This window comes from Flagellimonas profundi, from assembly GCF_017313275.1.
Taxonomy (GTDB): Bacteria; Bacteroidota; Bacteroidia; order Flavobacteriales; family Flavobacteriaceae; genus Flagellimonas; species Flagellimonas profundi.
Genome location: NZ_JAFLNM010000001.1, coordinates 1,359,790 through 1,371,731, shown reverse-complemented (window position 1 = coordinate 1,371,731; position 11,942 = coordinate 1,359,790). Strand labels below are relative to the sequence as shown.

Annotated in this window: 11 protein-coding genes; 4 read left to right on the top strand and 7 right to left on the bottom strand. The window is 41.1% G+C overall.

The genetic code is table 11. From position 1 onward, the window contains the following. Nucleotides 1-93: 93 nt before the first annotated feature. From J0654_RS06375 to J0654_RS06350, 6 genes are all read right to left on the bottom strand, one after another. Entirely contained in the window at nucleotides 94-2,313 is a 2,220-nt protein-coding gene (locus tag J0654_RS06375; RefSeq protein WP_207026862.1) for an NADP-dependent isocitrate dehydrogenase, read from the bottom strand. Nucleotides 2,314-2,934: 621 nt separating this feature from the next. Then, a complete protein-coding gene (gene rplS / locus J0654_RS06370) occupies nucleotides 2,935-3,285 on the bottom strand; it encodes a 50S ribosomal protein L19 (RefSeq protein ID WP_207026859.1) in 351 nt (116 codons plus the stop codon). A gap of 132 nt (nucleotides 3,286-3,417) precedes the next feature. Then, the gene (trmD, locus tag J0654_RS06365) at nucleotides 3,418-4,095 is read right to left on the bottom strand and encodes a tRNA (guanosine(37)-N1)-methyltransferase TrmD (RefSeq protein WP_207028000.1); all 678 of its coding nucleotides are present in this window, start codon (nucleotides 4,093-4,095) and stop codon (nucleotides 3,418-3,420) included. A gap of 99 nt (nucleotides 4,096-4,194) precedes the next feature. Next, nucleotides 4,195-4,800, bottom strand: a complete 606-nt coding sequence (locus J0654_RS06360) for a tRNA (guanine-N1)-methyltransferase (RefSeq protein WP_207026856.1) — start codon at nucleotides 4,798-4,800, stop codon at nucleotides 4,195-4,197. A gap of 108 nt (nucleotides 4,801-4,908) precedes the next feature. Continuing rightward, nucleotides 4,909-6,357 carry a glyceraldehyde-3-phosphate dehydrogenase gene (locus J0654_RS06355; RefSeq protein ID WP_207026854.1) on the bottom strand — a complete coding sequence of 483 codons (1,449 nt, stop codon included), beginning with the start codon at nucleotides 6,355-6,357 and terminating at the stop codon, nucleotides 4,909-4,911. A 129-nt stretch (nucleotides 6,358-6,486) separates the two neighbouring features. Next, nucleotides 6,487-7,887: a S1C family serine protease gene (locus J0654_RS06350; protein WP_207026852.1), complete on the bottom strand. Its 1,401-nt coding sequence runs from the start codon at nucleotides 7,885-7,887 to the stop codon at nucleotides 6,487-6,489. A gap of 133 nt (nucleotides 7,888-8,020) precedes the next feature. Between J0654_RS06350 and dapF the strand changes: the two genes are divergently transcribed. The 4 genes from dapF to J0654_RS06330 all read left to right on the top strand — a co-directional run bounded on the left by dapF (nucleotide 8,021) and on the right by J0654_RS06330 (nucleotide 11,164). Next, complete coding sequence (gene dapF / locus J0654_RS06345; protein WP_207026850.1) at nucleotides 8,021-8,803, top strand: diaminopimelate epimerase; 783 nt, start codon at nucleotides 8,021-8,023, stop codon at nucleotides 8,801-8,803. Beyond that, nucleotides 8,791-9,324 (top strand): GNAT family N-acetyltransferase, encoded by a 534-nt coding sequence (locus J0654_RS06340; protein WP_207026848.1) that lies wholly within the window; start codon nucleotides 8,791-8,793, stop codon nucleotides 9,322-9,324. Before dapF ends, J0654_RS06340 begins: the two co-directional genes overlap by 13 nt. Then, on the top strand, nucleotides 9,314-10,357 hold the full coding sequence (gene mltG / locus J0654_RS06335; protein ID WP_207026846.1) for an endolytic transglycosylase MltG: 1,044 nt from the start codon (nucleotides 9,314-9,316) through the stop codon (nucleotides 10,355-10,357). The genes J0654_RS06340 and mltG overlap by 11 nt, the downstream gene beginning before the upstream one ends. 159 nt (nucleotides 10,358-10,516) lie before the next feature. Further along, a complete protein-coding gene (locus J0654_RS06330) occupies nucleotides 10,517-11,164 on the top strand; it encodes a lysozyme family protein (RefSeq protein WP_207026845.1) in 648 nt (215 codons plus the stop codon). A 49-nt stretch (nucleotides 11,165-11,213) separates the two neighbouring features. On the opposite strand, the gene J0654_RS06325 is transcribed toward J0654_RS06330, so the two are convergent. Further along, the gene (locus J0654_RS06325) at nucleotides 11,214-11,942 is read right to left on the bottom strand and encodes an SAM-dependent methyltransferase (RefSeq protein ID WP_207026843.1); all 729 of its coding nucleotides are present in this window, start codon (nucleotides 11,940-11,942) and stop codon (nucleotides 11,214-11,216) included.

Below are 11,942 nucleotides of genomic sequence, written 5' to 3'. Positions count from 1 at the left end.
TGGCCAGAGCATATTTTAACATATGGTGTTATAAAAAATTAAGGCAGTCAAATCAATGACTGCCTTATTAAACTATTGCTCTCTTGTTCTTGATTATCCAATAGAACTCAAAATACTGTTCAAAGTTTCGCTTGGCCGCATAGCTTTTGATGCCATTTCTGGATTTGGAAGGTAGTACCCCCCAATATCTACAGGCGAACCTTGGGCATCTATCAATTCTTGAGAAATTTGATCCTGGTTGGAGGACATTGTTTCGTGAGCTTTGCTAAATATTGCTTTTAACTCCTCATCCTTGTCTTGATTTGCCAATTGCTCAGCCCAATAAAGTGCGAGGTAGAAATGGCTTCCACGGGTATCGATCTCGTTTACCTTTCTAGATGGTGATCTATCTTGGTTCAAGAACTCCTCGGTTGCTTTGTCCAACGCATCGGCTAGTACCTGAGCTTTTTTGTTGTTGTTTTTTTCTCCGAAGAATTCTAAAGAAACGGCCAATGCCAGGAATTCACCAAGGGAATCCCACCTCAAGTGACCTTCTTCCAAGAATTGTTCAACGTGTTTTGGAGCGGAACCACCGGCGCCGGTTTCGAACAACCCACCACCGTTCATCAAAGGAACGATAGAAAGCATTTTTGCACTGGTTCCCACTTCTAAAATAGGGAAGAGGTCGGTCAAGTAGTCTCTTAATACGTTACCGGATACAGAAATAGTATCTTTTCCTTCCTTCATGCGCTTCAAGGTGAACTTGGTCGCTTCAATTGGTGAAAGGATTCTAATGTCCAATCCTTCAGTATCGTGGTCTTTTAGGTAAAGGGTTACTTTTTTGATCAATTCGGCGTCGTGCGCCCTGTTTTCATCCAACCAGAAAACGGCCGGAGTATCTGTGGCCCTTGCTCGAGAAACCGCCAATTTGACCCAATCCTGAACGGGGGCATCTTTAACTTGGCACATTCTCCAGATATCACCCTCTTCAACTGGGTGCTCTATTAATGTTTCACCTGCTGCATTCACCACTTTTACCGTTCCGCCTTTCTCAATTTCGAAAGTTTTGTCATGGGAACCATACTCTTCGGCTTTTTGAGCCATTAAACCAACATTGGGCACCGTTCCCATGGTTTTGGGATCAAAAGCTCCGTGTTCTTTGCAAAAATCGATAGTGGCTTGATAAACCCCGGCATAACTGCTATCAGGTATAATGGCCTTGGTATCTTGAAGTTCTCCGTTCTTGTCCCACATTTTACCGGAATTCCTGATCATGGCGGGCATGGAGGCATCAATGATCACATCGCTGGGTACATGAAGGTTGGTAATGCCCTTATCGGAATTTACCATGGCCAGGTCAGGTCCGTTTTCAATACTTTCCTTTATGGCCCCTTCAATCTCTTTGTGTTGATCTTCGGGCAATTTTCCAATTTTATCCAACAAGGTTTCCAATCCATCATTTGGATTGATTCCCAGTTTTTCGAAGGTGTCCCCGTAGTTTTTGAACAATTCCGAAAAGTAAACTTGTAAAGCATGACCAAAAATGATAGGGTCGGAAACCTTCATCATGGTCGCTTTAAAGTGCAATGAAAGTAAGATGTTGTTTTTCCTTGCATCGGCAATTTCTTTGGTCAGGAATTCGACCAATGCTTTTTTGCTCATTACCGTGGCATCGATGACCTCTCCTTTTAAAAGGGAGAGCTTGTCTTTTAATACGGTTGTACTTCCGTCTTTACCTATCAACTCAATACGGATTTCATCCGGATTGGTCATGGTCAAGGATTTCTCGTTCGATTTAAAATCACCATGAGACATGGTGGCCACATGGGTTTTGGAGTCCGAAGACCATTCGCCCATACTATGCGGGTGTGCCTTGGCGTAATTTTTAACGGCCTTGGGTGCGCGCCTGTCCGAGTTTCCTTCTCGAAGTACTGGGTTTACCGCACTACCTTTTACTTTATCGTATTTGGCCTTAATTTCTTTTTCTTCGTCGGTTTTAGGTTCGTCCGGGTAGTCTGGTAATTTATATCCTTTTCCCTGAAGTTCCTCAATGGCTTCTTTTAGCTGAGGAATGGAAGCGCTGATGTTGGGAAGTTTGATGATGTTGGCCTCAGGGGTCTTGGCAAGTTCGCCCAAAATGGACAAATCGTCCGGAACTTGCTGTTCCTTGGTCAACAATTCTGGAAACACAGCGGCAATTCTACCGGCCAAAGAAATGTCTTTGGTCTCCACTGAGATATTAGCGGTTTCGGTGAATGATTTTACAATAGGTAAGAAGGATAACGTTGCTAAGGCAGGAGCCTCATCTGTTTTGGTATAATAAAGTTTAGCCATTTATATGTATTTGTTTGAGCGATTGCAAATATACAATTTATGGACGGTGAAGTATGGATGGAAATAACTAAAAGTGTGGGTTTTTAATGAGAATTTGTTAAAAAACAAAAGCCATATCTATGTTTTCACTTAGATATGGCTTTCAGAATGGGATCAAGTTTTCTTTGTATTGCTACAAAACCAAACAATCTATTGATTGCCCTTGAAGCCCTTCGACGTTTACTCTGCTATGTTCTTAATTTTTCAACTAAACTACATTCTGCAAAGTGTACTGTTGTATTCCTAAACTTTATCAAAACAGGAAATTGCTCTCCTGTTCGCACATAAAATTTATTATTTCTCATCAGATGTCGCCGAAGCTAGACCTCACTTGAAATTCCTTTTGTGATCAGTAGTGTTACCAATTAAAAGGGAATCCACAGTTTTAAAGAACGTCAACTTTAAATCGACATAATCGTGATGGTATCACTATCATATCTTCGACTAAAATAGAACGCAAAACTAAAATTTGCAACTTTTCAAAGGATTAGAAATCAACATGATATGAACCATGGTTATGAACAATTGTTCATAAAAAAAGCACCCTTTTGAGGTGCTTTTTCCTGTTGTATGGAATATGGATTATCCCTTAACTTCTTTGATACGGGCCTTTTTACCGGTAAGACCTCTAAAGTAGAAGATTCTAGATCTACGTACTTTACCTTTTTTGTTTACTTCAATTCTTTGCAAAGCCGGCATGTTTACTGGGAAAATTCTTTCCACACCTACTGTACCTGATATTTTGCGAATGGTGAAAGTTTCGGTGGCACCGCTTCCTCTACGTTGTATCACTACACCCTTAAAGAACTGGGTACGTGTTTTTTCACCTTCCTTAATTTCGTAATAAACAGTGATGGTGTCACCAGCTGAAAATTTTGGAAATTCTTTTTTTGGAACAAATTCGTCTTCAACAAATTTTACTAAGGATTCCATTTTTGTTTTTTTTAGTGTTTTTACAAGACCAACTTTCACGGATTTCGTCAGAGGTTGATTTTGAGATTGCAAAAGTAATGCAATATTTAGAAATAGCAAGCAGTTTTTTGCGTTTTTGAATTTTGAGCGGCCTTATTCTTCCAAAAGGTCGGGTCTTCTTTCTTGAGTGCGCTCCAAAGCCTTTTGTTCCCGCCACTTTTCAATCTTAGGGAAATTACCGCTAAGCAATATTTCTGGGACCTTGAAACCCTTATAATCCGCAGGTCGTGTGTAAACGGGCGGAGCCAACAAATTATCTTGAAATGTATCGGTAAGGGCAGAGGTTTCATCGTTCAGAACACCTGGCAACAGTCGGATTACGGCATCGCACAATGCGGCGGCGGCCAATTCACCTCCCGACAATACATAATCACCAATGGAAATCTCACGGGTAACGAACATATCCCTCACCCGTTGATCCACCCCTTTATAATGTCCGCAGAGAATTATAATGTTCTTTTTCAGTGATATCTCGTTGGCCATGCCTTGATTAAGGGTATTGCCATCGGGTGTCATGTAAATGATTTCGTCGTAATCACGTTCGGACTTGAGCTTTGAAATACACTTGTCAATAGGTTCGACCATCATCACCATGCCGGCGCCACCGCCAAACTGGTAGTCGTCCACTTGCTTATAGTTCCCGATTGAAAAGTCTCTTAAATTATGAAGATGCACTTCGACCAATCCCTTTTCGATGGCACGTTTTAAAATGGATGCTTCAAATGGGCTTTTTAAAAGTTCGGGCAGTACGGTGATAATGTCTATCCGCATGGACATTGTTGCTGTCTATTGATTTGCCGCAAAAGTAAGGAATGCTAGCACAATTATGGCATAAAAAAGAAAGGCTTCCTTTTTTGGAAGCCTTGATTCTTATTTTTTCTGCTTGTTCAGCTCATCCTGAAGCTGTCGGCTTATTTTCTGTTCCCGCTCCAAGGCTCTTCGTCTATGGTTCTGGTATTCTTCCTCCAAATCTGCAAGGGCGGATTTGGCCTGCTGTGTCAAGAAATTACTATTTCTAAACCTGTATATAAAGAACAACAACAGCAATAACAGTCCAAAAATAATGGACCACAATATAAAATTGTAGGTTCCTTTACTGATCATAGCACCAAAAAATGAGATACTATCCTTTTCTTCGGTAACCGCATTTAAGTTGTTGGTAGTTTCCTGCAACTTATTGTTAAGGTCTTCTATTTCGGCGTTGTTTGCGGAAATAGTGGAAGAAAGGTCTTTAATGGTCTTATTGGCCGTATCAAGGGAATCGAATATGTTGTTCTTGGTTTCATAAAGATCCGATAATTTGATGACCTCATAACGGATGCCATTGGCCCGATAGTTTCCGGACTTTCTTTCCAACTCTTCAAATTGTCCTCTAAGGGTGTTGTCCGTTTCATCGGAGGACCCATCTTCTTGAGCTTGGATTGCCAAGGTCGGGATAAGTAAGGCTAAGACGAATAAAATGCGTAAATACTTCATGTTCAATAATGTTCTCGTATTAAATTTAGATTAAGGGCGGGACGAAATTACATCAATATACCAAATTTCAAAAAAAGAAAACAGGTTCTTTGAACAAATCGCACTCCACTAATAATACGTATAACGCCTAACTTTCGCTATATATTTCGCCAAACGGATAACTTGATGGGAATATCCATACTCATTATCATACCAAATATAGAGCACCACATTTTTTCCACCGGGAGCTACAATGGTGGCCTTGCTGTCATAAATTGATGGCGCTGTGGTTCCTACGATATCGGAAGAGACCAATTCATTGCTCAGTGCATATTTTATTTGCTCTACTAAATCGCCCTCCAAAGCATACTTTTTAATTATGGTATCAATACTTTCTTTGGATGTCTTGTTCTTCACTTCCAAGTTTAGAATTGCCAAAGAGCCATTGGGAACGGGAACCCTAATGGCATTGGAAGAAAGTTTTCCTTTTAAAGACGGCAAAGCTTTGGCAACGGCAGAACCTGCTCCTGTTTCCGTTATTACCATATTGAGGGCCGCTGCACGCCCACGACGGTACTTTTTGTGCATGTTGTCCACCAAGTTTTGATCATTGGTGTACGCGTGAATGGTTTCCAAGTGCCCTTTTTTAATTCCGAGCGAATCCTCTATTACCTTTAGGATAGGGGTAATGGCATTGGTGGTGCAAGAGGCTGCGGAATAGATTTTGGTCTTGTCCGGGTCAAAGTCCTTGTGGTTTACACCGTGAACAATGTTGGGGACTTCTTTTCCGGGAGCGGTCAACAATACCTTGCTGGCACCTTTGGATTTTAAATGTCGGGACAATTCCTTGTTATCCCTAAACGCACCGGTGTTATCTATTATTAAAGCATTGAAGATGCCATATTTGGTATAATCAATGTCTTCGGGTTGATTGGCACTAATAAACTTTACTGTTGTTCCATTAATGATGAGTGCTTGTTTTGCCTCATCAATATCCACGGTACCCGTAAAGGGACCATGGACGGAATCGGTTTTTAGCAATGCGGCTCTTTTTTCCAGAACTTCTTTGTTCAATTCACCTCGGATTACAATGGCACGCAATCGCAACTGACTTCCACGACCTGTTTTTGCCATTAGCTCCCTTGCTACCAAACGACCAATACGTCCGAAACCATAAAGAACCACATCTTTTGGTTTTATGGCTTTGGAAGATTGTGCGCCCTTGAGCTTATCAATAACAAATGCTTTTACATTAAGGTGGGAGTTCTCATTGGAATTGTACTCATAGGTCATTTTTCCTATATCCAACTTTGCTGGAGGTAGGTTAATATCGTTGATCGCCCTAAGGATTTCAACGGAATCAAAAATCGACATTGGTTTTTGTACAAATTCCCCCGCATATTCGTGCAGGTTAATGATATCGCTTACATTTTTATCGATGATCTGGTTTTTGAACAGGACCACTTCAATGGCCTTGTCGTACCATAGGTCGCTGATAATTTTTATGAATTCTGTAGTTGCTTTTCGTCTATCTGCCTGAAAGGCAAGCTCTTTTTCGTAAGATGAAATATCACTCATGGGTTATGGTTGTGATTGTGTCGTTTATTTTGCGGCTAAATTATATATTTCAAACGTTTTCGTAAAACATATTCGATATAAAAAAAGCGCCTTTTTAAAGGCACTTTTAAGTGTTTCTTCAGCACTTTTTTACTGAAGTATCATATGTTCCTTCTCACCATTTTCGTTGATCATGGTAAAACTGGTTCTGCCATATCTGGATAATTGCCCAAAACGTTCCTTGGCATCATCAATATCATTGATCGGCTCACCATCCAATTCAACAATGACCTTGTTCTTCAAACCGTATCTGGAATAGCTTTCAGGCACATTTGTGATTTTCACGCCTTTTGAGATTCCGAATTTTTTCATATCCGCTTTGGATAAGTTTTTGACGGTAAATCCAGTGGAGGGCAAAACAACGCTAAGCTGCTTTTTAAGCACCACATTTTTAACAAGGCTTTTTCCGTCCCTGCTCAATGTAACCTCTACTTTATCACCGGGTCTTTTGGATGAGAGGTATCCTGAGAGCTCAGAAAATTTACTCACTTGGATGTTGTCTATTTGCTTTATGATGTCACCTTCCTTTAAACCGGCTTCAGCAGCTCCGGATTCTTCTTCCACACTGGCAATATAAACCCCTTCCAGGTCATCTATTCCCATTTCGGTCGCAGCTTCTGGATTAAGGTCTCCGCCTCTGATTCCCAGGAGTCCTTTTTGAACATTGCCGAACTCCATAATATCCTCGACTACCTTTTTGGCAATATTACTGGGTACTGCAAAGGCATAACCCACATAAGAACCGGTCTGTGATGTTATAGCTGTGTTGATACCGATAAGGTCACCATTGGTGTTTACTAAGGCACCACCGCTGTTCCCAGGGTTTACGGCAGCATCGGTCTGTATAAAGGATTGTGACCTTCTTGGCGATAATGACCTAGCTTTCGCACTTACAATCCCTGCTGTTACTGTGGACGTAAGATTGAAAGGGTTGCCTACCGCAAGCACCCATTCTCCGATTTTGGCATTGTCCGAATCACCGAAAGCTAAATAGGGAAGTGCTTCTTCAGCATCTATTTTTAATAGGGCGATATCGGAATCGGCATCGGTTCCAATGACTTCTGCCTCATAGGATTTATTGTTGTTCAAGGTCACTTCCAACTGACTGGAGTTGGCGATAACGTGATTATTGGTCACAATATATCCATCCGGAGATATGATAACCCCGGAACCTGTCCCCACTTGCGGGGTTTGTTGACGTTCATACCCATAAAAGAATTCAGCTATACTGGAAGGGCCTCTACTACTAAGGGTCATATTTTTGACATGTACCACGGAATTGACGGTTTTTTCAGCCGCCAATGTAAAATCAGCTTCATTGATTCCGGCCCCTCTTGCAGAAGTATGCAGATTGCTGGTGGTCACCAAAGGGGTTTCTTGCTCCGAAGTGACCCATCTGTAGCTTTCTTTCTCAAAAAATAATTTGTAAGATCCTAGTGTAATTGCGCCTGCAAATACAGATACTAGGAATAAACTCGCTATTTTCTTCATAATTCTATAATTATTTAACATTTAGCTTTACCAAAATTAAAGTTTTCAATTTTTGATCAGGTCGGTTTAACGCTGTTTTAACTCCAAAAAAAACCTTAAAGAATCCCATATATTTGTTCCTTTGCAGATAATCATGGAACTACAGTTTTTTAAATATCAAGGAACGGGAAACGATTTTGTAATCATTGACAATCGTCAACAGATATTTCCCAAAAACAATACCAAGCTTGTTGCAGCACTTTGTGACCGAAGATTTGGCATAGGGGCGGATGGTCTGATACTGCTCGAAAATGACAATATGGCGGATTTTAGAATGGTCTACTATAATGCGGATGGCGCGGAGAGCAGCATGTGTGGTAACGGAGGTCGCTGTTTGGTGGCCTTTGCCCATTATTTAGGGGTTATTGAAAAAGAGGCCAAGTTCAATGCAGTCGATGGACTGCACCATGCTACGGTTGAAGGAGACATCGTTAACTTGAAGATGATCGATGTGGACAAAATCCACGAAAAACAAAACCATAGCTTTTTGGATACAGGTTCCCCGCACCATGTGCAAATGGTCAAAGAACTGGAAAAATTTGATGTACAAAAGGAAGGGAAAAAACTCCGCTATGGAATTTATGGCGAATCTGGTAGCAATATCAACTTTGTGGAACAGACAAACGACAATACTTTTGATGTCCGTACTTACGAAAGGGGAGTGGAAGGCGAGACTTTTTCATGTGGAACTGGCGTAACGGCCGTTGCCTTGGCCATGCACGAGTCGGGCAAAACCGCTGCCAACGAGGTGCATATACATACGATTGGAGGCGATTTGACCATTTCTTTTGAGAAAAAGGATGGGAAGTACAGTAATATCTTTTTAAAAGGACCTGCCATACAGGTATTTAAAGGAACCATAGAATGCTCAGTCTAAAAGGAGAACAAATCTATTTAAGAGCTTTGGAGCCTACCGACCTCGATTTCCTTTACAACTTGGAAAACGACACATCGGTTTGGGAGCTGAGCGGTACATTGAAGCCCTACTCCAAAAAAGTACTCCAATTGTATTTGGATAATGCCCACAGGGATATTTATGATGTAAAACAGTTACGTCTTTGCATCAGCAATCACCAAGATAATTGTATCGGTCTGATCGATTTATTCGATTTTGACCCCAAACACCGTCGAGCGGGCATTGGAATCATCATAGTCGAACCTGGGGATCGAAACAAAGGTGCTGGAGCGGAAGCATTGTCACTATTGTGCGATTATGCCTTTTCCACATTGGACATGCATCAGTTGTATGCCAATATCTTGGAGGAAAATGAGGCAAGTATCCATTTGTTCCAAAAAATGGGTTTTGAGGAAATTGGTGTCAAAAAAGAATGGATAAGAACCAGTCAAGGGTTCAAGAACGAAATAATGTATCAAAAGATCAATACGGATGAATCTTAAAAAAGTACTTTGGGCAACGGCCATTCTAGGTCTTGTGGTTTGTGGTTTTATTGCCTATCAAATTTATAGCGCGATATTTAGTCCCAATACCCAATTCAATAATAATGAGGCATATGTGTACATTGCTTCGGACGCTACTTTTTCCGATGTAAAATCTTCTTTGGAGCCTTTGCTGAAGGATTTGTCCTCTTTTGAAGCTGTTGCCAAACGTAAAGGCTACATTTCCAACATAAAAGCAGGTAAGTATGCACTGAAAAAGGGGATGAACAACAACGAGATTGTCAACACCTTGCGCAGTGCCAACATTCCTGTTCAGGTATCTTTTAATAATCAGGAATCACTGGCCTTGTTGGCGGGTAGGATATCGGAACAGATTGAGGCCGATAGCTCATCGCTGCTCAAAACATTCAACGATACTAGTTTTTTAAAGGATTCCAAGTTTGATGAAGATACCAAACTGGCAATGTACATTCCCAATACTTACGAGTTTTTTTGGAATACCGATGCAGAGCGTTTCCGCGACAGGATGAAGACCGAGTACGATCGTTTTTGGAACGAGGAACGCCTGCAAAAAGCAAAAAACTTGGGCTTAACTCCTAATCAAGTTACTTCCTTGGCGGCCGTAGTACAAAAGGAAACCGCCAAAGTGGATGAGCGTCCACGCGTTGCGGGCGTATATTTAAATAGAATTAGAAGAGGAATGTTGCTCCAGGCAGACCCCACTGTTATCTACGCTATCAAAAAAGAAACGGGCAATTACGATACTATTATAAAAAGGGTCCTTTTCCGCGATTTGGAAATGGATTCGCCCTACAACACTTATAAATACGCAGGGGTTCCACCTGGTCCGATTACTATGCCGGATATCTCATCCATTGATGCGGTTTTAAACCCCGAAAAGCACGACTATTTATATTTTGTTGCTGATGTTTCCAACTTCGGATATCACATTTTTGCCAAGTCTTTAGCGCAACATAACCGAAATAAAGTGCAATATACCCGTTGGTTGAACCAACAAAAGGTACTTCGATAGTGTTCTTTACCGTTGATTTTCATCACTTTAACGGATTTTAGGCCTGATTTATGAAATCTTTAAGAGCTTTAGGGTACCCATTAACTTATCTCCACCTATATTTGCCGGCCAAATTGATTTTTGATACATATATGTATCGAGATCACAAATATGAACATTATGAAAAGATGGATAGGTTTTATACTGCATCTTGCCATGATCGTAGTTTTGACAAGTTTTGGTTCTTATACCGTAATGAAAAAAGGGGATGTTGAAATTCCTGAATCATTGAAGGTAACAACCAATTTGGAATTCTTTGCACCGCAAGATTCCATTGCACTTCTTGACGAGGACGAGGTTACACCACCTCCTTTTCTGGGTAAAGCTTTTAATGGCTTTAAGGAAGCACTTGCTTTTAAAGAATCCCAGGGTAAATATCATAGCGTAAACACATTGGGTTATTTAGGGAAATACCAGTTTGGTAGCAGTACCTTGCATTTGATGGGAGTTTATGATATGGATGAATTTTTGGACAACCCAGAACTTCAGGAAAAGGCCTTTGAGGCCAACATTGCCCGTAACAAATGGATTCTTAGAAGGGATATCAAGCGCTTTAACGGAAAAACTATCGGAGGAATAAAGGTAACGGAATCAGGTATTTTGGCTGCGGCGCATTTGGCTGGGGCCGGAAACGTGAAGAAGTATCTAAGATCATATGGACAAAACGATGTAACTGATGCTTACGGAAGTAGTATCTCGTATTATATGAACAAATTTGCGGGCTATGATATTTCCAACATCAAGCAGCAGAAAAACGCCAAAGTATAATTGGTAAAAGGATTGTTACTAAAAAAAGCCCCGAAGTTCGGGGCTTTTTTTATGCTTGAATAACGTATATCGTTGGTCTTTTATCCAGATCTATTTCTATTTCACTCCATTCGTGTACACTTTTCGTGCGGATAAATTCAGTGGGTAAAGTAATGTCGCAAGCTATGCACAAACGGGTGGATTTTTGCAAGGTTCTTAAAAGCTCTTTGACCAATTTGTTGTTCCGGTAGGGGGTCTCCATAAAAATTTGGGATTGTCCTTTATCACGGGACAATCGTTCCAAACTTTTTACCATCTTTTTACGTTCGGAATTGTCAATGGGTAAATAACCGTTAAAAGCAAAGTTTTGACCGTTCATCCCACTGCTCATCATAGCCATTAAAATAGAGGAAGGGCCTACCAAGGGAACGACCTGTATCCTTCTTTCGTGGGCAACCCGAACCACATCTGCACCGGGATCTGCAATTCCTGGGCACCCGGCCTCGGATAAAACCCCAATATCGAAACCGTGTATGCATGGATCTAAAAACGAAGGTATTTCTTCAGGATTCGTGTATTTGTTCAGCGATTGTAAATGGAGTTCAGGTTGGGGCTTGCTCGGGCTTACCCGTTTAATAAATCGTCTGGCGGTCTTTTCATTTTCCACAATATAGTGGTCGATACGTTCGATGGTCCCTTTTACGGAGATGGGCAGTACCTCCAAAGGGGCGTTGTCTCCCAAGGTGGTGGGAATCAGATAGATTTTCCCCATGACCAAACCAGGTTTTTCCTCTTCCAT

Coding starts and splice junctions, on each gene's coding strand:
- J0654_RS06340 (WP_207026848.1), top strand. CDS start 8,791: ATGCTCAGTCTAAAAGGAGAACAAATCTATTTAAGAGCTTTGGAGCCT.
- J0654_RS06325 (WP_207026843.1), bottom strand. CDS start 11,942: ATGGAAGAGGAAAAACCTGGTTTGGTCATGGGGAAAATCTATCTGATT.
- J0654_RS06375 (WP_207026862.1), bottom strand. CDS start 2,313: ATGGCTAAACTTTATTATACCAAAACAGATGAGGCTCCTGCCTTAGCA.
- rplS (WP_207026859.1), bottom strand. CDS start 3,285: ATGGAATCCTTAGTAAAATTTGTTGAAGACGAATTTGTTCCAAAAAAA.
- J0654_RS06355 (WP_207026854.1), bottom strand. CDS start 6,357: ATGAGTGATATTTCATCTTACGAAAAAGAGCTTGCCTTTCAGGCAGAT.
- mltG (WP_207026846.1), top strand. CDS start 9,314: ATGAATCTTAAAAAAGTACTTTGGGCAACGGCCATTCTAGGTCTTGTG.
- J0654_RS06360 (WP_207026856.1), bottom strand. CDS start 4,800: ATGAAGTATTTACGCATTTTATTCGTCTTAGCCTTACTTATCCCGACC.
- J0654_RS06330 (WP_207026845.1), top strand. CDS start 10,517: ATGAAAAGATGGATAGGTTTTATACTGCATCTTGCCATGATCGTAGTT.
- trmD (WP_207028000.1), bottom strand. CDS start 4,095: ATGCGGATAGACATTATCACCGTACTGCCCGAACTTTTAAAAAGCCCA.
- dapF (WP_207026850.1), top strand. CDS start 8,021: ATGGAACTACAGTTTTTTAAATATCAAGGAACGGGAAACGATTTTGTA.
- J0654_RS06350 (WP_207026852.1), bottom strand. CDS start 7,887: ATGAAGAAAATAGCGAGTTTATTCCTAGTATCTGTATTTGCAGGCGCA.